The organism is Methylobacterium sp. PvP105, from assembly GCF_017876975.1.
GTDB classification, from domain to species: Bacteria; Pseudomonadota; Alphaproteobacteria; order Rhizobiales; family Beijerinckiaceae; genus Methylobacterium; species Methylobacterium radiotolerans.
On record NZ_JAGIPA010000001.1, the window covers coordinates 3577501 to 3597182 of the forward strand.

Annotated in this window: 14 protein-coding genes; 10 read left to right on the forward strand and 4 right to left on the reverse strand. The window is 72.0% G+C overall.

Annotated features, from left to right (window positions below; all coding sequences use genetic code 11):
* The first annotated feature begins 282 nt into the window (after positions 1–282).
* A complete protein-coding gene (locus J3A75_RS17475; RefSeq protein ID WP_012319358.1) occupies positions 283–2307 on the forward strand; it encodes a M23 family metallopeptidase in 2025 nt (674 codons plus the stop codon).
* Positions 2308–2323: 16 nt separating this feature from the next.
* Here J3A75_RS17475 and gluQRS read toward each other — a convergent pair whose 3' ends face one another.
* The 3 genes from gluQRS to J3A75_RS17490 are packed head-to-tail and all read right to left on the reverse strand — an operon-like array spanning position 2324 to position 5559.
* Positions 2324–3184 (reverse strand): tRNA glutamyl-Q(34) synthetase GluQRS, encoded by an 861-nt coding sequence (gluQRS, locus tag J3A75_RS17480; RefSeq protein ID WP_070999547.1) that lies wholly within the window; start codon positions 3182–3184, stop codon positions 2324–2326.
* 16 nt (positions 3185–3200) lie between these two features.
* Positions 3201–3482, reverse strand: coding sequence for a hypothetical protein (locus J3A75_RS17485; RefSeq protein WP_012319360.1), 282 nt, complete (start codon positions 3480–3482; stop codon positions 3201–3203).
* A gap of 46 nt (positions 3483–3528) precedes the next feature.
* On the reverse strand, positions 3529–5559 hold the full coding sequence (locus J3A75_RS17490) for an ATP-binding protein (RefSeq protein ID WP_070999548.1): 2031 nt from the start codon (positions 5557–5559) through the stop codon (positions 3529–3531).
* 222 nt (positions 5560–5781) lie between these two features.
* Here J3A75_RS17490 and J3A75_RS17495 point away from each other — a divergent pair, with 222 nt between their 5' ends.
* Complete coding sequence (locus J3A75_RS17495; RefSeq protein ID WP_012319362.1) at positions 5782–7425, forward strand: FAD-dependent oxidoreductase; 1644 nt, start codon at positions 5782–5784, stop codon at positions 7423–7425.
* 976 nt (positions 7426–8401) lie between these two features.
* Positions 8402–9340: a LysR family transcriptional regulator gene (locus J3A75_RS17500; protein ID WP_209650530.1), complete on the forward strand. Its 939-nt coding sequence runs from the start codon at positions 8402–8404 to the stop codon at positions 9338–9340.
* Between the two features lie 9 nt (positions 9341–9349).
* Here J3A75_RS17500 and J3A75_RS17505 read toward each other — a convergent pair whose 3' ends face one another.
* The gene (locus J3A75_RS17505) at positions 9350–10837 is read right to left on the reverse strand and encodes a DUF2252 domain-containing protein (RefSeq protein ID WP_209650531.1); all 1488 of its coding nucleotides are present in this window, start codon (positions 10835–10837) and stop codon (positions 9350–9352) included.
* Between the two features lie 264 nt (positions 10838–11101).
* Between J3A75_RS17505 and J3A75_RS17510 the strand changes: the two genes are divergently transcribed.
* The 7 genes from J3A75_RS17510 to J3A75_RS17540 are packed head-to-tail and all read left to right on the forward strand — an operon-like array spanning position 11102 to position 19619.
* Positions 11102–12754, forward strand: coding sequence for an acetolactate synthase large subunit (locus J3A75_RS17510; protein WP_012319365.1), 1653 nt, complete (start codon positions 11102–11104; stop codon positions 12752–12754).
* 43 nt (positions 12755–12797) lie between these two features.
* The gene (locus J3A75_RS17515) at positions 12798–13973 is read left to right on the forward strand and encodes an iron-containing alcohol dehydrogenase (RefSeq protein ID WP_116656778.1); all 1176 of its coding nucleotides are present in this window, start codon (positions 12798–12800) and stop codon (positions 13971–13973) included.
* Positions 13970–14149, forward strand: a complete 180-nt coding sequence (locus J3A75_RS17520; protein WP_041372318.1) for a hypothetical protein — start codon at positions 13970–13972, stop codon at positions 14147–14149. The genes J3A75_RS17515 and J3A75_RS17520 overlap by 4 nt, the downstream gene beginning before the upstream one ends.
* A gap of 14 nt (positions 14150–14163) precedes the next feature.
* Complete coding sequence (locus tag J3A75_RS17525; RefSeq protein WP_070999550.1) at positions 14164–14994, forward strand: poly(R)-hydroxyalkanoic acid synthase subunit PhaE; 831 nt, start codon at positions 14164–14166, stop codon at positions 14992–14994.
* Positions 14987–16117: a class III poly(R)-hydroxyalkanoic acid synthase subunit PhaC gene (phaC, locus tag J3A75_RS17530; protein ID WP_070999551.1), complete on the forward strand. Its 1131-nt coding sequence runs from the start codon at positions 14987–14989 to the stop codon at positions 16115–16117. The genes J3A75_RS17525 and phaC overlap by 8 nt, the downstream gene beginning before the upstream one ends.
* A 24-nt stretch (positions 16118–16141) precedes the next feature.
* A complete protein-coding gene (locus J3A75_RS17535) occupies positions 16142–18154 on the forward strand; it encodes an acyl CoA:acetate/3-ketoacid CoA transferase (RefSeq protein WP_070999552.1) in 2013 nt (670 codons plus the stop codon).
* Positions 18147–19619 (forward strand): NAD-dependent succinate-semialdehyde dehydrogenase, encoded by a 1473-nt coding sequence (locus tag J3A75_RS17540; protein ID WP_012319370.1) that lies wholly within the window; start codon positions 18147–18149, stop codon positions 19617–19619. The genes J3A75_RS17535 and J3A75_RS17540 overlap by 8 nt, the downstream gene beginning before the upstream one ends.
* The last annotated feature ends 63 nt before the right edge of the window (positions 19620–19682 follow it).

Consider the following 19682-nt stretch of genomic DNA (forward strand, 5'->3'; position numbering starts at 1 on the left):
GGCCGGCGCCGATGAGCGGGGTATAGAGCCCTCGGAATCGCCCGTCAACACCCTTTTCGCCGGCGGGTGCGTCGGGCCTGCCCCGAAGCCTCCCGGTGGACGATCCCGGTGTCCTCTGTACGGGACTGGCGCTCGGCCGCGGCACGCCTCAATCTCGACACGCTGGGCCGTGAGATGAGATTACCGGGCGCGGGTGGCGCGCTCCGGTATGGTCGAGTCCGGCCTCAGCGCCGTGGGTCCTGCAGGGACGCCCGTTCGCCATCGTCTTCTCAGGGCCTTCGAGTGAAGCGCGAGCGACTCAAGATCGGCGATGTGGCCGCCCTCCCCTCGGCCCGCGGTGGGCACGAGCCCCTCGATCATCTCGGCGCGACCGCGACGCAGATCGACCGGCGCGCCGTCAACCTCCGCTGGCTCTGCGCCAGCAGCCTCACGGGCCTGACCGGCGCCGGCCTGATCGCGGCGGCGCTCCACGTGTCTCTTCAGGGCGACGTCTCTTTCGCGGCCATTCCCGAGAAGGCGACCATCATGCCCCGGCCTCAGCCGAGCGAGAGCGGCGCAAACATCGCCCGCAAGGGCGATCGGCTGGTTCGCAACCTCATGATCGCCTCGGCCAAGCAGAGCTTCAAGGCGCCCGTCACGGTCCGCCTCGGCGACCGTGAGATCATCAAGGCCAAGGCCTTCGTGCGGCTGACCACGCCCTTGTCGATGACGACGGGCGTCTACGCCAGCGAGCCTCCCCGCTTCGACCCGATGAAATTCGTCTCCGACGAGCCGCTGGAGCGCGCGCCCGACGCGTCCGCCGACGCGCCCAGCGCCGAAGTCACCGTGGTCAAGCGCGATCTCGCCGACGCCGCCGTCGATGCCAACGCGCCCGCCCTCACCGACGACGACGTCACCGCGCAGGTGGAGGAGGAGCGCCGCATCGCCGCCGAGGCGGGACGTCGCGCCGCCATCCCGATCGCGCCGCAGATCATGCTGTCGCGGACGCTCCAGCAGGGCGCGACCGGAGACGGCGACGGCGCGGCGCCGAAGGAGGCGAACCCGTTCAAGTCGATCGAGGTGCTGGTCGTCCCGGAGAACGTCACCAAGGTCGCCAAGATCGAGTTGAAGGCCAACGAGGCTCCGCTCGTGGAGGAGCGCGATCTCGCGCTGAAGCGCGGCGAGACCGTGGAAACCACGCTGAAGGCCACCGGCTTCGCGAGCGACGACGCCGTCCGCGGCATCGTCGCCGCGCTCGGCGGCAAGACCCGCACGGCTGCCCTCAGCGAGGGCCAGCCGATGCGCGTCCAGATCGCGCCCGGCCCGCGTCCCGGCGATCCCCGGCAGGTCACGCGCGTGGTGCTCTACGGCGAGAACGGGATCGAGGGGATCGCGGCGCTGAACGACCGCGGCGCCTTCGTCTCGGTGGCGCCCCCCGCCGAGGAGGTTCCATCCCCCAAGGCGCAGCCTCAGGCGGAGGCCGGCGAGGACGAGGACGAGGATTCCGGCTCCGGGCCGCGCCTGTACCAGAGCCTGTACGAGACGGCCGCGCGCCACGACCTGCCGCGGGCGACCGTCGAGGATATCGTCCGGGTCTTCAGCTACGACCTCGACTTCCAGCGCCGCATCAGCAGCGGCGACGGACTCGACGTCTTCTACAGCACCGACGACGATGCCAGCGCCGATCGTCCGGACCTGCTCTACGCGGCGCTGACGCTCGGCGGCGAGACCCGCAGGGTCTACCGCTTCCAGTCCCCGGACGACGGCACGATCGACTATCTGGACGAGCAGGGCCGGTCGCTGAAGAAGTTCCTGCTGCGCAAGCCGATCGCCGACGGAATCATGCGCTCCGGCTTCGGCTACCGCCGGCACCCGGTCCTGGGCTACGCCAAGCTGCACACGGGCGTCGACTGGTCGAACCCGATCGGCACCCCGATCATGGCGGCCGGCAACGGCGTGGTGATCCGCGCGGAGATGACCTCGGGCTACGGCAACCGGGTCGAGATCCAGCACGTCAACGGCTACGTGACGACCTACAACCACATGTCGCGGTTCGGCCGCGGCATCCGCGAGGGCGTCAAGGTCCGGCAGGGCCAGATCGTCGGCTATGTCGGCTCGACCGGCCTGTCCACCGGCGCGCACCTCCACTACGAGGTGATCATCAACGGCCACTTCGTCGACCCGATGAAGATCCGCGTCCCCCGTGGCCGGGAACTCGACGGGCGCCTGCTCGCCGATTTCAAGCGCCAGCGCGAGCAGATCGACGCCACTATGCAGAAATCGAAGAGCGCCACAGCCCTCGCCCAGCGCGACGCGGCGGTTCGCTGAGGGTGCGCGTCGCCGCTCAGGCGAAGCCGAGCCGGGCGCGGACAGCCTGGGGCGTCGCGCCGGCCTCCCGGAGGTCGGCGAGGGATCGCGAGCCGCGCGACTTGGACAGCTTCTCGCCCCCGGCATCGAGCAGCAGCGGGTGGTGGCGGTAGCGCGGCACTGGCAGCCCGAGCAGGGCCTGGAGGAGCACGTGCAGGTCGGTGGCCGCCTCCAGGTCGCGGCCGCGCACCACGTGGGTGATCCCCTCGACCGCGTCGTCGTGGACCACGGCGAGATGGTAGCTCGTCGGCACGTCGCGCCGGGCGATCACCGCGTCGCCCCAGCGTGTCGGATCCGCCGCGACCCGGTGCGCGCCGGTCCCGTCGAAGGCGACGTAGCCGTGCGTCGGGCCGGCGCGGCGCGTCGCGGCCGCCATGTCGAGCCGCCAGGTATGCGGGTCGCCGCGGGCGATCCGGTCCGCCGCCGCCGGGCCCAGGTGGCGGCAGGTGCCGGGATAGAGGGGCACGCCGTCCGGATCGCGGGGGCTGTCGACGCCCGAGGCGATGCGCGCCCGGATCTGGCCGCGTGAGCAGAAGCACGGATAGGCGAGCCCGCGGCCGATCAGCCCGTCGAGGGCGGCCCGATAGTCCGCCATGTGCCGGGACTGATGCCGCACCGGCTCGGGATAGGTCAGCCCGAGCCAGGCGAGGTCGGTGACGATCCCGTGGACGAAGTCCGGCTTCGAGCGCGCGGGATCGATGTCCTCGATCCGGAGGCGGCAGACGCCGCCCATCCGGGCGGCGAGGTCCGCGTTGAGCAGGGCCGAGTAGGCGTGGCCGAGGTGCAGCCGCCCGTTCGGGCTCGGCGCGAAGCGCAGCACCGGCGCCTCGGCGCTCACGGGCCGGACCGCCGGATCAGCCGTCGCGGCGGTGCAGGCACTGCAGCGCGCCGGGCTGGCAGGCGATCCCGGGCAGCGAGCAGGCCGGCCCCTCCGCCAGGCGCCGGCAGACCGTGCAGCCGTCGCTCCACTCGAGGCAGGCCGGGTCCTCGGCCGCCGAGACCGCCGGCGCCGCGTGCCGCGCGGGCGCCAGGGCGCCGATGAGCACGGTGGCGATCACGAGGAGTGCGGCGCCCCAGGCGGCGAGCGCGCCGCTCGACGAGCGCGGTGCGGGCGGCGGTGGGCTGGCTGTCGACATGGGCGTCCTGTTGGCGCGGTACCCGCCCGCCTGTCAACGCGCGCCCTCAGGCGGCGCGCGCGGACTGCCGCTCCAGCAGCGGCGGCAGCAGCTTCAGGTTCAGCGGCTTGGCCAGGAACCCGTCGAAGCCGGCCGCCCGGGCGGCGGCCTCGTCCTCTCGTCCGGCATTCGCGGTCAGCGCGACGAGGTGGAGCCGCTGCGCCCCGTCCGATTCGGCGGCGCGGATCCGCCGGGCGGTCTCGTGCCCGTCGAGGCGGGGCATCCGCACGTCGATCAGCGCGAGGTCGAACGGGCCGTCCGTCTCCAGACGCGCGAGGGCCTCGAGGCCGTCGGCGGCGTGGACCACCGTGACGCCGAGCCGCTCCAGGGCCCGGGTCGCCAGCAGGGCGTTGATCGGGTTGTCCTCGGCCAGCAGGACCCGAAGGCTGCTGCCGACGCGCGGCGGCACCGCCGGCGGGGCCGCCGCGGCCTCGACCGGGCCCGCCGACGCGAGCAGGCGCTCGAACAGGGAGCGCGGCCGGACCGGCTTGATCAGGTAGCCGTCGAAACCCGCCGCGCCGGGGGCCCCGAAGCCGCGCCGGTCGAACGGCGAGAGGAGCACGAGGCTGGTGCGGACCCCGCAGGCGCGCGCCGCGTCGGCGATCTGCCGCACCGCCGTGTCGCCCAGAGCCCGGTCGGCCAGCACCGCGTCGAAGGCCGCGCCCGACAGGGCGTCGAGGCCCGAATCCAGGCTGTCGACGATGACGGTGGCGGCCCCGGCCCGGGACAGGCTGCGGGCGAGGTAGGGCGCCTGGAACGGGGAGTCGGCGACGATCAGGCAGCGCCGCGGGGCGAGCGTCGGCAGCGGCGCGCGCCCGACGCCCTCGGCCCCCGCGACCTCGGCGAGGGGCAGCAGGACCCGGAAGGTCGAGCCCCGCCCGAGGCGCGAGTCCGCCTCGATCCGCCCGCCCATGCGGGTCACGAGCCGCCGCGTGATGGCGAGCCCCAGGCCGGTGCCCTCGTGGCTGCGGCTCGCGCTGCCGTCGCCCTGCTCGAACTCCTCGAACAGGATCGGCAGCCTCTCCTCCGGGATGCCCGGGCCGGTATCCGCCACGGCGAGCACGACCTCGCCGCCGGTCCCGGCCCGCGCGAAGCCCAGGCTGACGCCGACGCCGCCGCGCTCGGTGAACTTGATCGCGTTGCCGGCGAGGTTGATCAGGATCTGCCGCACCCGGTCGGCATCGCCCAGCACGGCGGCCGGGAAGTCCTCGGCCACGTCGAGGGCGATCTCGATGCCCTTGTCCTGGGCGCGGGGCGCCAGCAGCTCGACGACCCCCTCGGAGAGCGCCGGCAGGTCGAAGGGCTCGGCCGCGAGGTCGAGGCGCCCGGCCTCGATCCGCGAGAAGTCGAGGACCCCGTCGATCAGGCCGAGCAGCGCCTGGCCGCTGGTGCGGACCGCCTCAACGTAGGTGCGCTGCTCCGGATTCAGCTCGGTCCCGAGCACGAGGTCGGCCATGCCCAGGATGCCGTTGAGCGGCGTCCGCATCTCGTGGCTCACCGTCGCGAGGAAGCGGGATTTCGCGACGCTCGCCGCCTCGGCGCGCTCCAGGGCCGCGTCGCGGCTGCGGATCGCCTCGACCCGCGCGGTCACGTCCCGGCCCGCGCGCAGCCAGTGCGTCGCGTCGCCGTGCGCCACCGGCATCTCCACGAAGGCGAACCAGCGCGCCCGCCCGTCCGCCGTCCGGACCTGCGCCTCCAGGCGGCGGACCCCGTCCGGCCCGATCTCCACGGCGTTCCGGTCGAGGATCTCGAGATCGTCCCGGGAGCCGATCAGCGCGATCGGCTCGCGGCCGAGCAGGCGGGCGAAATCCTCGTTGGCGTAGGTGATGCGTCCGCGGGCATCGCGCTGGACGATGATCTCGGTGGTGGCGGCCACCAGGGCCCGGTAGCGGTCCTCGCTCTCGCTGATCCGCCAGATGCGGTCCTGCAGCCGCTCGGCCTCGCGCTCGGCGCGCCGCGTGCCGAGCAGGCGCCAGAGGCCGAAGGCCAGAGCGGCCGCTGTCAGGAGCGCCAGGACAGGCGCCATCGTGTCGATCATTCCGGCCTCCCCGGCGTCGGGCCGGTTCGCGGCAGGATCGCAGCCGAAGCTGAAGGCGGCGTTGGGAAAGGCCCTTAACCGCCGGTTGCGGACTTTGCGGAGTCTGCGGCGGAGTCCGCGGCGGAGTCCGCGACGCGGCGCGCGCTTAACGGAACCGTGAGGTGATCCGAAAAGCGGCTCGCGAGTTGCCTGCCAGGACGCGGGTCCGGACGGAGACGGCACATGCCCGGTGAGCACTACGACGTCATCATTGTCGGGTCCGGACCCGGCGGCGGCACGATGGCGTGGCGCCTCGCCCAGACGGGCAAGCGCATCCTGCTGATCGAGCGCGGCGACTACCTGCTGCGGGAGCCGCGGAACTGGGACAGTCAGGCGGTGATCGTCGACGGCTACTACCAGGCCAAGGAGACGTGGTACTCCTCGGACGGCAAGAGCTTCCATCCGGGCCTGCACTACTACGTCGGCGGGAACTCGAAGTTCTACGGATCGATCCTCTTCCGCCTCCGCGAGAAGGACTTCGCCGAGATCCGCCACCAGGACGGCGTCGCGCCGGCCTGGCCGGTCGGCTACGACGTGTTCGAGCCGTACTACCAGGCGGCCGAGGAGCTGTTCCACGTCCACGGCCTGCGCGGCGAGGACCCGACCGAGCCCTGGTCGACGAAGCCCTACGCCCATCCGCCGGTGGCGCACGAGCCGCGGATCCAGGAGCTGTTCGACAACCTGAAGCGGGCCGGCCACCACCCGTTCCACCTGCCGGTGGGCGTGCGGCTGGTGGAGAAGGACGGGCGCGCGGTGCCGACCTCGCCCTGCATCAAGTGCGAATCCTTCGACGGCTTCCCCTGCCCCACCAACGGCAAGTCCGACGCGCAGACCATGGTGGTGGACCCGGCCCTGCGCGACTGCCCGAACCTGACGCTGCTCACCCGCACCTACGTCGAGCGCCTCGTCACCGACGCCTCGGGGCGAACCGTCACGGGCGTCGTCGGCACGCGCGATGGCGCGCCGTTCGAGGCCTCGGCCGACATCGTGGTGGTGGCCTGCGGTGCCCTCTCCTCGGCGCTGCTGCTGCTGCGCTCGGCCAGCGACCGGCACCCGAACGGCCTCGCCAACGGGTCGGACCAGGTCGGGCGCAACTACATGCGCCACAACAACTCGACGGTGCTGGCGATCTCGAAGGTCCCGAACCCGACCCGCTTCCAGAAGACGCTCGGCCTCAACGACTTCTACTTCGGCGATCCGGACCCGAAGGACAGCTGGGACTTTCCCCTCGGCCACATCCAGATGGTCGGCAAGTCGGACGGGGCCCAGATCCACGGCGAGGGCCTGCCGGGCTTCCTGCAGTGGTTCCCCGACAAACCCTTCGACTGGATCGCGAAGCACTCCGTCGACTTCTGGCTGACCTCCGAGGACGTGCCGCTGCCGCAGAACCGGATCTTCTACAAGGACGGCAAGGTCCATCTCGACCTCACCGAGACGAACGTCGAGGCGCACAAGCGGCTCCGGCACAAGCTGCGCGAGATCTGCAGCTTCACCGACATCCACCCGCACCTGTTCGACCGCTCGCTCTACCTCGGCAAGAACGTCCCGATCGGCGGGACGGCCCACCAGGCGGGGACCCTGCGGTTCGGCGCGGATCCGAGGACGTCGGTGCTCGACACGAACTGCAAGGCGCACGAGCTGGACAACCTCTACGTGACCGACGCCAGCTTCTTCCCGTCGATCGGCGCCGTGAACCCGACGCTGACGATCATCGCCAACGCCCTGCGGGTCGCCGATCATCTCGTCGCCCGGATGGGGGCCCGGGACGCGATCGCGCCGCCCCGGCTCTTCGACCACACCGAGCCGCGGGAGCCGCTGCCGGCCTGAGGATCGGCGGGGCGCGGAGCGCCGCTCTCCCCGGGTCGTCCCGTGGTGCCGGCACCGGACACGCGTGATCGTCCCCGCGCGCCTGGGCGCCGGGGGCATGGCCCGGGAGACCGCACGAGGGACGCGGGACGCCGCGGGAACCCAGGTGTCGGCCAAGCACGCGCGGGATCCGATCCCCGCGGCGCCCCGCGGCACCGGCCGGGCATGGTCCCCGGCCGCTGCCGTCTTTCTCGTCGCGGCGTCTCCGACGTCCCGGTCCTGCGACTCCCCGTTAGCGGTCTCGGGCGAGGTGCGCGCACGCCGTGCCCGCAACCCCCGGAACCCGCATCGGCGCCGTGGCCTTCCAGCCGTCCCCCGCCTCGTCGTGGGCGGGTCCGCAGGTCGCTCAGGGTCAGCCCAGAGGCGGGTCGGCGCGGGGGCATTTCCTCCCCCGCCGGGCAGAGTGCCGCCCGGTCTCACGCCCGCGTCCGAGGCACGCCCCGCACCGGTCCGCCGCCCGGGGCGATGGCGGCTGAGAGCCACCGACGCGGGCGCCGCCCCGTCCCCGGACCCGACCGGTCAGCCACCGGGCAGGCCCCCGAAGGACGCCCCGGGATCGCTCCCGAAACGCCGCGGACAGGTGCGGTCAGGAGGCACAAAATAGGAACATTGTCAAGGCTCGGGGCGCAGTTGGACGTCTCGACGCGCGGGGGCGAGCGCGGGTCCCCTCTCCCGTGCGGGAGAGGGACAGGGTGAGGGATCAGGTCTGTCCGGACGTGGCTCGACGCGGACGCGCGGTGATGGTCCGCCCGATCCGGAAACGTCTTGTCCCTCACCCCAGCCCTCTCCCGCACGGGAGAGGGGGCACGGCGCGGGTGTCCCGACCGGCGACGTCGGAGCGGGATCCTGGCCCATCGGCGCGGGGATCCCCGGGATGACGGGCACGCCGTCGCGTCTGCTATGTCGGGCTGCCGAATCCCCATCGAGCGCGACGCCCGTGGCCATCGACCATATCGATCTCAGCCGGATCGACCTGAACCTGCTGGTCGCCCTCGACGCGCTGCTCGACGAGCGGAGCGTCACGCGGGCCGCCGCGCGCGTCGGGATCGGCCAGTCGGCGATGAGTTCGAGCCTCGCCCGCCTGCGCCGCCTGTTCGACGACGAGCTCCTGACCCGGGCGCCGGACGGGATGCGGCCGACGCCCCGCGCCCGCAGGATCGCCGAGCCGCTGCGCAGCACCCTCCGGCAGGTGCAGGCGCTGGTGCACCGGGAGGAGCAGTTCGATCCGGCCACGGTCGCGCGCACCTTCACGGTGAGCCTTCCGGACAGCGTCGAGGCGCTGCTCGGGCCGCGGTTGATCGCGCAGCTCCGCCGGGACGCGCCCGGCATCCGGCTGCTGCTGCGCTCGGTCGACCGGACCCGGATCCTGGACGAGCTCGACGCCGACCGGGTCGACCTCGCCATCGGCCTGTTCTCGGAGGGGCAGCTCCACCACAAGCAGCGCCTCCTCTACCGGGACAGCTACGTGGTGCTGTTCAACGCCGCGCTGATCGGCCTGGAGCCGCCGATCGGGCTCGACGATTACCTGCGCTTCCCCCACGTGCTGACGTCCCTGCGCGAGACCGCCCACGGGGTCGTCGACGACGCCCTCGCGCTGATCGGGCGCTCGCGCACCCTGGCGGTCACGACCCCGCGCTTCCTCGTCGTCCCGTTCATGGTGCGGGCGGCGCCGGTGATCGCCACGATGCACGCGCGGCTCGCCACCTCCTTCGCCAGCGCGCTGGCGCTCAGCGTCAGCCCCGTGCCGGTCCCCCTCGACGACGTGTCCGTGTCGATGCTCTGGCACGCCTCGTACGACCACGACCCGGCCCATCGCTGGCTCCGGGAACTCCTGGTCCGGCTGGCCCACGAGCCGCCGGCCCCCGGCATCATCTGAGCTCGGGGCTCAGAGGCAGGGATCGTCCGCGGCCTCCAGGCGGCCGCTCGCGATCGCCGCGCGGAACAGGGCGAAGTCGGCCGCATTGCGCTCCGCGTAGGAAGCCGCCCAGTCGGCGATCGCCCCGCTCAGGTCGTGGTGCTTGCCGCTGCCGCAGTATCCGGCGATCGCCGCCGCGTCGCCGGTCCGCGCGTGGGCGCGCGCCAGCAGCGTCCCGTAGGCGTACGAGAAGGTCAGGAGCGGCGCGCCGGACATCCGCGCCAGCGGGATCGCGCCCTTCAGGTTCTTCATCTGGCGCACGTAGAACGGCCGGCCCGCGATGCTGGTCCAGCCGAGCAGCGGGTCGCCCACCGCCTGGAGCAGGCGCTGGCCGTAGATCACCCGCTCGCCCCCGTGCCCGGAGAACGGCGCCGGCACGCCCGGCAGGTAGGGCGCGTGTGCCGGCCGGACCGCCTCCTTGACCTGGAGGAAGAGCGCGTCGGCGTCGGAATTGCCGAACAGCAGCGCGAGGTAGGCCCGGGTCCCGACACTGCCGACGCCGACGACGCGGTGGGCGACATCGACCACGTGGTAGCGGTCGAGCATGAAGCGGCGCTCCCGCGGCAGGGTCTCGGCGTAGCGCTCCAGGCCGGTGACGACGCCCTCGCGGGTCTCCGCGTCCACGGGCGTCAGGATCGGCGGATCGGTCTGCAGGCGCCAGCTGCCGTCGGTGCGCCGCTCGGCCACCTGGTCCAGCAGGCTGCGGTTGTTCCGCCGCCGCGCCTTGTCGACCGCCCGCCGCACCACGGCCCGGGCCTCCGCGTCCATCTGCAGCCCGGCGATGTGCGGGGCGTCGGCGCGGGTGGTCTGGTACCAGACGTCGAGGGAGCCCTGCGGCGCGAGGCGCCGCATCGTGTGCTGGTAGCCGGAGACCGCCTCCGTGACGGCCGCGCGCCGCTCGCTCGCCGGCGCGCCGGCGTCGGCGGTGGCGACCGCCAGCCCGGCCGCGAGGCGCTTGAGGTCCCATTCCCACGGGCCGATCGTGACCTCGTCGAAGTCGTTGAGGTCGAGGACGATGTCGCGCTGCGGCGTGCCGAACAGGCCGAAATTGTCGGTGTGCGCGTCGCCGTTCATCACGACGTCGATGCCGCTGCGCGGCCCGCGCGACAGGTCCCAGGCCATGACGTGCGCGGCCCCGCGCAGGAACGCGAAGGGCGAACTCGCCATCCGGGCGACCCGCAGCGGGATCAGGTGCGGCTGGCGGCCCGCGTGGGCGGCCTCGATCAGGGCGACCGGGTCGGGCCGGTCCGGATCGGGATTCAGCGCGGCCTGGCGCGCGTGGGGCACCTCGGCGCGCAGCCGCTTGCCGGCCTTGCGGCGCTTGTCCCAGGCCTCGACGCCCGCGCGGAGGTCGATCCGCGGGAACTCGGCGACCGGCGCCAGCACCGCGTCCAGGCCCGGGGCGTCCGCCTCCCGGTCCTCGGGCGGCGCCGTCTTGTCGCTCTCGATGCGATCCATCGCTGTCCCATCGCGGAATGCGGGGCGGCCCCGTCCGTGCCGTCGCCCACCCCGGAGCCGGGGCGGACGACCGCACGGTAGCATCCGGCCGGCTCTGTGACGTCACGGGCCCGGACGGCCCTTGACCACCCTACAGGCCGGCCCTCTAACGAACCGAGTATTCGGGGGGTGTTCCTCCGTCTCGTGTCGTTCACGGCCTCGCGATCGAAGTGCCGGGATCGGCGTGGACGTCCCGGGAATACCGTTGCATCAGCGAGACTTCGCATGCCCAAGGGTTCAGATCTCCTCGTCGCGGCCCTCGAGAACGAGGGCGTCGACCGCATCTTCGGGATTCCCGGAGAGGAGAACCTCGACGTCGTCGAATCCCTGCGGAACTCCAAGATCGAGCTGGTCCTGACCCGCCACGAGCAGGCGGCGAGCTTCATGGCCGCCACCCACGGCCGCCTCACCGGCCGGCCGGGCGTCTGCCTCTCGACGCTCGGCCCGGGCGCCCTGAACTTCTCCACCGGCGCGGCCTACGCGCATCTCGGCGCCATGCCGATGATCATCATCACCGGCCAGAAGGGCATCCTGTCCTCGCGCCAGGCCAAGTTCCAGATCGTCGACGTGATTTCGTCGATGAAGCCGATCACCAAGATGGCCCGGCAGATCGTCTCGGCCTCCTCGATCCCCACCATCGTGCGCGACGCCTTCCGGGTCGCCACCGAGGAGCGGCCCGGCCCGGTGCTGCTGGAGCTGCCCGAGGACATCGCCTCCGAGGAGGCCGAGGCCGACCTCGTCCCCTCGCACCCGATCGACATCCCGGTCGCGCACCCGACCGCGATCGCGCGCGCCGCGGAGATGATCCTGAAGGCCGAGCGCCCGCTGATCATGCTGGGCGCCGCCGCGAGCCGCCCCCGCGCCACCGGCGAGCTCGGCGGCTTCGTGCAGCGCACCGGCATCCCGTTCTTCACCACCCAGATGGGCAAGGGCACCGTCGCGGGCGGGACCGACCTCTACATGGGCACCGCCGCCCTCTCCGAGCGCGACTACGTCCACGAGGCGATCGACAGGGCCGACCTGATCATCGCGATCGGGCACGACACGATCGAGAAGCCGCCGTTCTTCATGGGCCAGGCCGACCAGAAGGTCGTCCACATCAGCTACATGCCGGCCAACGTCGAGCAGGTCTACTACCCCGACGCCGAGGTGGTCGGCGACCTCGGCCCGACGCTGAAGCTTCTGGCCGACAAGCTCGACGGCAAGCTCCCGAACGCGGGCGCGCTGCTGCACCTGCGCGAGCACATCCTCAGCCATATCGGCGACCGGGCCGGCGAGGACCGCTTCCCGGTGACGCCGCAGCGCCTCGTGCGCGACGTGCGCCGGGTGATCCCCGAGGACGGGATCGTCTGCCTCGACAACGGGATGTACAAGATCTGGTTCGCCCGGAACTACCGCACCTACGTCGCCAACACGCTGCTCCTCGACAACGCGCTGGCCACGATGGGCGCCGGCCTGCCCTCGGCCATGATGGCGGCGATGCTCTACCCGAAGCGGCGCGTGATGGCGGTGTGCGGCGACGGCGGCTTCATGATGAACAGCCAGGAGATGGAGACCGCCGTCCGGCTGAAGCTCAACCTCGTGGTGCTGGTGCTCGACGACTCGGCCTACGGGATGATCCGCTGGAAGCAGGCGGTCGACAAGTTCGCCGATTACGGCATGACCTTCAACAACCCGGACTTCGTCCTCTACGCCAAGTCGTACGGGGCCACCGGCCACCGGGTCGAGTCGGTCAACGACCTCGTGCCGACGCTGGACCGGGCCTTCGCGGCGGGCGGCGTCCACCTCGTGGCGGTGCCGATCGACTACTCGGAGAACACCCGCGTGCTGGTCGACGAGCTGCGCGCCAAGGTGAAGGATTTCGAGCCGGCCGAGTGACCTCGGCCTTGCAGACGGATCGGCACGACAACAGGGCAGCGCGATGAACCCGTTCACCTTCCAGACCACGCCGAACGTGCTGTTCGAGGCCGGCGCCTCCCGGAAGCTGCCCGAGATCGTCGGCAGCTTCGGGGCGAAGCGCGTCCTGCTCGTCACCGACAAGGGCGTGCGCGGCGCCGGCCTCACAAAGGCCGCCGAGGCGGCGCTGGCGGAGGCCGGCGTCGCCCTCGACATCTACGAGGACGTGGTCGCCGACCCGCCCTCCACGGTGATCGAGGCGGCGGCCAAGCGCGCCCGGGACCTCGGGACCGACCTCGTCCTGTCGATCGGCGGCGGCTCGGCCCTCGATACCGCCAAGCTCGTGGCCTACCTCGCCAAGTCGGACGAGCCGCTGGATTCGATCTACGGCGTCGGCCTCGCCAAGGGCGACCGGCTGCCGCTGATCCTCGTGCCGACCACGGCCGGCACCGGCTCGGAGGTGACGCCGATCTCGATCGTCACGACGCCGACCACCGAGAAGAAGGGCGTCGTCGCCCCGAAGCTCCTGCCGGACTGGGCGGTGCTCGACCCGGAGCTGACGCTCGGCCTGCCGCCGCACGTCACGGCGGCGACCGGCATCGACGCCATGGTCCACGCCATCGAGGCCTTCACCAGCAAGAACAAGAAGAACCCGATCTCCGACCAGCTCGCCAAGCAGGCGCTGGCGCTGCTCTCGGCCAACATCCGCACCGCCTGCACGGACGGGAAGAACCTCGAGGCGCGCTCCGGCATGCTGCTCGGCTCGATGCTGGCCGGCATGGCCTTCGCCAACGCGCCGGTCGCGGCGGTGCACGCCCTCGCCTACCCGGTCGGCGCGATCTTCCACGTGCCGCACGGGCTCTCGAACGCCCTGGTGCTGATGGGGGTGATGCGCTTCAACCTCTCCCACGCGGAGGCGCTCTACGCCGAGCTCGCGCCGATCCTCGACCCGGCGGCCGCGGACCTGCCGCAGCCCGAGGCCGCCCGGCGCTTCGTGGAGAGCCTCGACGCGATCTGCCGCGACTGCAAGGTGCCGGCGTCCCTCGCCGAGGTCGGCGTCGCCCGGCAGGACCTGGAGCGCATGGCCACCGACGCGATGAAGCAGACGCGGCTCCTCGTGAACAACCCGCGCGAGGTCACCTACGACGACGCCTTCGCGATCTACGCCGAGGCGCTGGGAGAGGCGCGGCCGGCGGCGTGAGCGCGACGGCGGCGGCGGTGCTGGGGCTGTCGCCCGATCGGTCCAGCCTCCACCGTCATCGCGAGCGCGGCGAGGCGACCCAGGGCGGCGCGCCCGCGCCGAGCGTGGCGCTGCTGGATCGCTTCGCTTGGCTCGCGGAGACGGCGGGTCCGATGTCTTCAGCCCTGAGGCTGTGAGGAGAGACGCCAGCATGGACCAGTTCGACGCGTTCCGGGCGATGAGCGAGTTCTGGACCCGGGCCGGCGCGGGCTTCTTCACGCAGGGCGCGGGGCAACCCGCCCCCGGCTTCGGCTGGCCGACCTTTCCGACGCCTGACGTCGCCGGCCTCGCCACCGCGCAGGCCAAGCTGACCGAGGCCTGGACCGCCGCGACCGCCCTCTCGCAGACCCTCGCCAGATCCCTTCAGGGCGGTCCCGGCGCGCCGGACCCGACCGCCGGGGCTGTTCTCGCCCGGATCTTCGATCCGCAGGCCTGGCTCGGCGGCTCGGCCGAGTTCGACGCCGCCCTGACCCGCATGGCCGAGGGCCCGCAGCTCGCCGACCTGTGGCAGACCGAGCGGCGCTACGCGGCCCTGTTCACCGCCTGGGCGACGCTCCGGCGGGCGCAGAGCGAGCACCAGGCCGTGATGCTGGAGGCCTGGACGCGCGCGGCCGGGACCTTCGCCCAGGAAGCCAATGCCCGCGCCGAGCGCGGCGAGAGCTTCGCCTCCGCCCGCGAGATGATGGGCCGGTGGATCGAGACCGCCAACGCGGTCCTGCTCGAGGTCCAGCGTTCGGACAAGTTCCTGGCGTCTCAGCGGGCGGTGCTCCGGGCCTCGACCGACCTGCGCCTCGCCCAGCAGGACGTCGCGGCGTTCCTGTCCGAGTTCTACGGCCAGCCGACCCGCGCCGAGCTCGACGACGTGCACAAGAGCCTGACCGAGCTGCGCCGCGAGGTCCGGGCGCTCCGCCGCGAGCGCCGGCAGGCCGGCAAGGCCGCGAAGGCGGGCGGTTCACAGGTCGGGGAGGACGCCCATGGCTGATCAGGAAAGCCCGAAGGGACCGGCCGCGCCGCTGAATCTCACCCCCGCCGCGCTGCTGGCCGAGGTCGGTACCCTCGGCCGGCGGATCAGCGAGGGCGCCAAGCTGTTCGCCGATGTCAGCGACGCGGATGTCGAGATCGCCACCACGCCGAAGGATCTGGTCTGGAGCCAGGACAAGGTCAGCCTCTACCGCTACCGGCCGCTCGCCGAGAGCAAGGGCCTGCCGCCGGTCCTGATCGTCTACGGCCTGATCGGCCGCTACACGATGGCCGACCTGCAGGAGGACCGCTCGCTGGTCCGCAACCTGCTGAATCTCGGCCTCGACCTCTACGTGGTCGACTGGGGCAATCCGGGCCGGGCCGACCGCTACGTCACCATCGACGACTACGTGGACGGCTACCTCGCCGAATGCGTCGCCTTCATCCAGGAGGCGGCCGGGCGGGAGAGAATCAGCCTGCTCGGCATCTGCGAGGGCGGCGTCTTCACCACCTGCTACGCGGCGCTCTACCCCGAGACCGTCAACGCGATGGTGCTGACCATCACGCCGATCGACTTCCACGCCGACACGCGGGAGAACCGGGCCGGCCACGGCTTCATCAACGTCTGGACCCGCTCGCTCACGCCCGAGGATGTCGACCGGCTGATCGAGGCGCAGGGCTCCCTGCCCGGCGCCTTCATGGGCTCGGTGTTCTCGATGATGACGCCGATGCGGACCATGACGAAGTACAACCTCGACCTGCTCGACGCCCTCGACGACAGGAAGAAGTTCCTGAACTTCCTCCGCATGGAGAAGTGGATCGCCGACCGTCCGGACCATCCCGGCGAGGCCGCCAAGCAGTGGCTGAAGGACCTCTACCAGGACAACAAGCTGGTCGAGAGCGCCTTCGAGCTCGGCGGCCGGCGGGTGGAGCTGAAGGCCATCACCTGCCCGGTGCTGAACGTCTTCGCCCAGGACGACCACATCATCCCGCCCGCCACCTCGCAGGCGCTGAGGGATAAGATCGGCACCACCGACTACACCGAGATGGGTCTGCCCGGCGGCCATGTCGGCGTGTTCGTGGGCGGGAAGGCACAGAAGCTGCTGGGCTCCGGCATCGCCGACTGGCTCGGCGAGCGGGGGTAGCGTGCAGTCTCGGGGGAGCACCGCATGGGCAGCCTGAAGAACAAGATCGTCAGCGCCGACGAGGCCGCCGCCATCCTGCAGGACGGCGACATGGTCGCGGTGTCGGGCTTCGTCGGGATCGGCACGCCCGACGAGCTGATCCTGGCGCTCGCCCGCCGCTTCGAATCCGGCGCCGGCCCGCACGGGCTCGGCCTGATGTTCGCCGCCGCCCCCGGCGACGGCAAGGAGCGCGGCCTCAACCGCCTGGCGATACCGGGCCTCGTCCGCCGCGTCGTCGGCGGCCACTGGGCGCTCGTGCCGAAGCTCGGCGCCATGGCGGTGGCGGGCGAGATCGAGGCCTACAACCTGCCGCTCGGCGTGGTCTCGCACCTCTACCGGGAGATCGCCGCCCACACCCCCGGCCACATCACCAAGGTGGGCTTGCGCACCTTCGTCGACCCGCGGCTGGAGGGCGGCAAGCTCAACGCCGTGACCCGGGAGGACCTCGTCAGCGTCGTCGAGCTCGGCGGCGAGACCTGGCTCCACTACAAGGCCTTCCCGGTCAACGTCGCGCTGATCCGCGGGACCACGGCCGACCCCGCCGGCAACATCACCATGGAGCGCGAGGCGCTCACCCTCGACAACCTCGCCGCCGCCATGGCGGCGAAGAATTCCGGCGGCTTCGTCATCGCCCAGGTGGAGCGGCTCGCGGAGGCCGGCTCGCTCAACCCGCGGGAGGTGCAGGTGCCCGGCGTGCTGGTCGACTGCGTGGTGCTCAGCACGCCCGAGAACCACCGCCAGACCTACGGCACGCCGTACAACCACGCCTTCACGGGCCGACAGCGCGTGCCGCTCGACCGGATCGCCCCGATGGCGCTCGATACCCGCAAGGTCATCGCCCGGCGCTGCGCCTTCGAGCTGCCGCCGGGCGGCGTGGTCAATCTCGGCATCGGCATGCCTGAGGGCGTCGCGGCGGTCGCCGCCGAGGAGCGGGTGCTGAAATACCTGACGCTGACCGCCGAGCCCGGCGTGATCGGCGGCCTGCCGCAGGGCGGGCTGGATTTCGGCGCCGCCCTGAACCCGGCCGCCGTGCTGCACCAGAACCAGCAGTTCGACTTCTACGACGGCGGCGGCCTCGATCTCGCCTGCCTGGGCCTCGCCCAGTGCGACGCCGAGGGCAACGTCAACGTCAGCCGGTTCGGCACGCGGCTCGCGGGCGCGGGCGGGTTCATCAACATCTCGCAGAACGCCAAGAGCCTCGTCTTCGCCGGCACCTTCACGGCCGACGGCCTCAAGGTGGCGGTCGAGGACGGCGGCATCCGGATCCTCAGCGAGGGGCGCTCGCGGAAATTCATCGCCGCGGTGGAGCAGGTGACCTTCTCGGGGGCCTACGCGGCCGAGCGCGGCCAGCCGGTGCTCTACGTGACCGAGCGCTGCGTGTTCCGGCGGACGCGGGCCGGCATGGAGCTGGTCGAGGTGGCGCCGGGGATCGACATCGCGCGGGACATCCTCGGGCAGATGGGCTTCACCCCGATCGTGCAGGATCCGCGGCCGATGGATCCGCGCCTGTTCCGCGAGTCCGTGATGGCGCTGGAGCCGTGGCTGCTCGGACTCTCGCTGTCGGAGCGGATCAGCTACGACCCGGAGCGCAACATCCTGTTCTCGAACCTCGAGGGTTTCCAGGTCCGGACCATCGACGACGTCGAGCTGGTGCGCCGCGAATACGAGCGCGCCTGCCAGGAGATCGGCCGGAAGGTCCACCTCATCGCGAATTACGACGGCTTCGAGATCGACCCGACGGTGAGCGACGCGTACTTCTCGGCGATCGCCTATCTCGAAAACCGCTATTACGAGACCGCGTCCCGGTATACCACGAGCGCGTTCTTGCGACTGAAACTCGGCGCCTCGTTGGCGAGCCGCGACCTGGCTCCCCATGTCTTCGAGACAAGAGCCGAGGCGCAGGCGAGGAATACGGCCCAGAGCGTGCCTCTCAAGCCCCGGCCCGGCATGTCCCAGACCGACATGCCGCGGCCGCCGAAGGAACCGTTGGATGCCTGAGTTCGAGACCCCCTCCCTGAAGGACCGCGCCCTGCTGGTCGATGCCTGCCTGATCGGCGGCGCATGGTCGAAGGCCGGCTCCGGCAGCATCGACGTCACCAACCCGGCGACCGGCGCGCTGATCGCCAAGGTGCCGAATGCCGGCGCCGACGAGACCCGCCAGGCGATCAAGGCGGCGCACGAGGCCTACCCGGCGTGGCGCGCCAAGACCGCCAACGAGCGCGCCGTGCTGCTGCGCAAGCTCGCGGCGCTCGTCACCGAGCATCAGGAGGATCTGGCGCAGATCCTCACCGCCGAGCAGGGCAAGTCGCTGACCGAGTCCCGCGGCGAGGTCGCCATGTCGGCCGCCTACGTGCTGTGGTTCGCCGAAGAGGCGCGCCGCGTCTACGGCGACGTGGTCCCCTCCCCCTGGGGCGACCGCAAGATCCTCGTCACCAAGGAGCCGGTCGGCGTGGTGGCGGCGATCACGCCGTGGAACTTCCCGTCCTCGATGATCGCCCGCAAGATCGCCCCGGCGCTCGCCGCCGGCTGCCCGATCGTGATCAAGCCCGCCTCGCAGACCCCGCTCTCGGGCCTCGCCTGGGGCGTGCTGTGCGAGCGCGCCGGCTTCCCGGCCGGGGTTGTGAGCATCCTGACGGGCTCGGCCCGCGCCATCGGCGGCGAGATGACCGGCAACCCGCTCGTCAAGAAGATCACGTTCACCGGCTCCACCGAGGTCGGCAAGGTGCTGCTGGAGCAGGCAGCAGGCACGGTGAAGAAGGTCTCGATGGAGCTGGGCGGCAACGCGCCGTTCATCGTGTTCGACGACGCCGATCTCGACCGGGCGGTCGCCGGCGCGATGCTCGCCAAGTACCGCAATTCCGGCCAGACCTGCATCTGCACCAACCGGTTCCTGGTGCAGGACGGGATCTACGACGCCTTCGCGGAGAAGATGGCCGAGGCGGCCAACCGCCTGAAGGTCGGCAACGGCGTCGAGGACGGCGTCGCCCAGGGGCCGCTGATCGACATGGCCGCGGTGGAGAAGACCGAGGCCCATATCCGCGACGCCGTCGAGAAGGGCGCCCGCGTGGTGGCGGGCGGCCACCGCCACGCGCTCGGCGGCCAGTTCTTCGAGCCGACGGTGATCACCGGCGCCACGCCCGCCATGGCGGTGGCCCGGGAGGAGACCTTCGGGCCGCTGGCGCCGCTGTTCCGCTTCCGCGACGAGGCGGAGGCGATCCGCATGGCCAACGACACCGAGTACGGGCTCGCCTGCTACTTCTACACCCGCGACCTCGGCCGGACCTTCCGGGTCGCGGAGGCGCTGGAATACGGCATGGTGGGGATCAACGAGGGGATCATCACCACCGAGGTGGCGCCCTTCGGCGGCGTGAAGGAATCCGGCCTCGGCCGCGAGGGCTCGTACCAGGGCATCGAGGATTACCTCAACACCAAGTACCTGTGCGTGGGCGGGCTGGGCGGCTGACGCCCGCCCCGGCGCTCTCGACCCGTTCGCGCAGCGTCCTCCCGGTGCGCCGCAGGCGAGCCC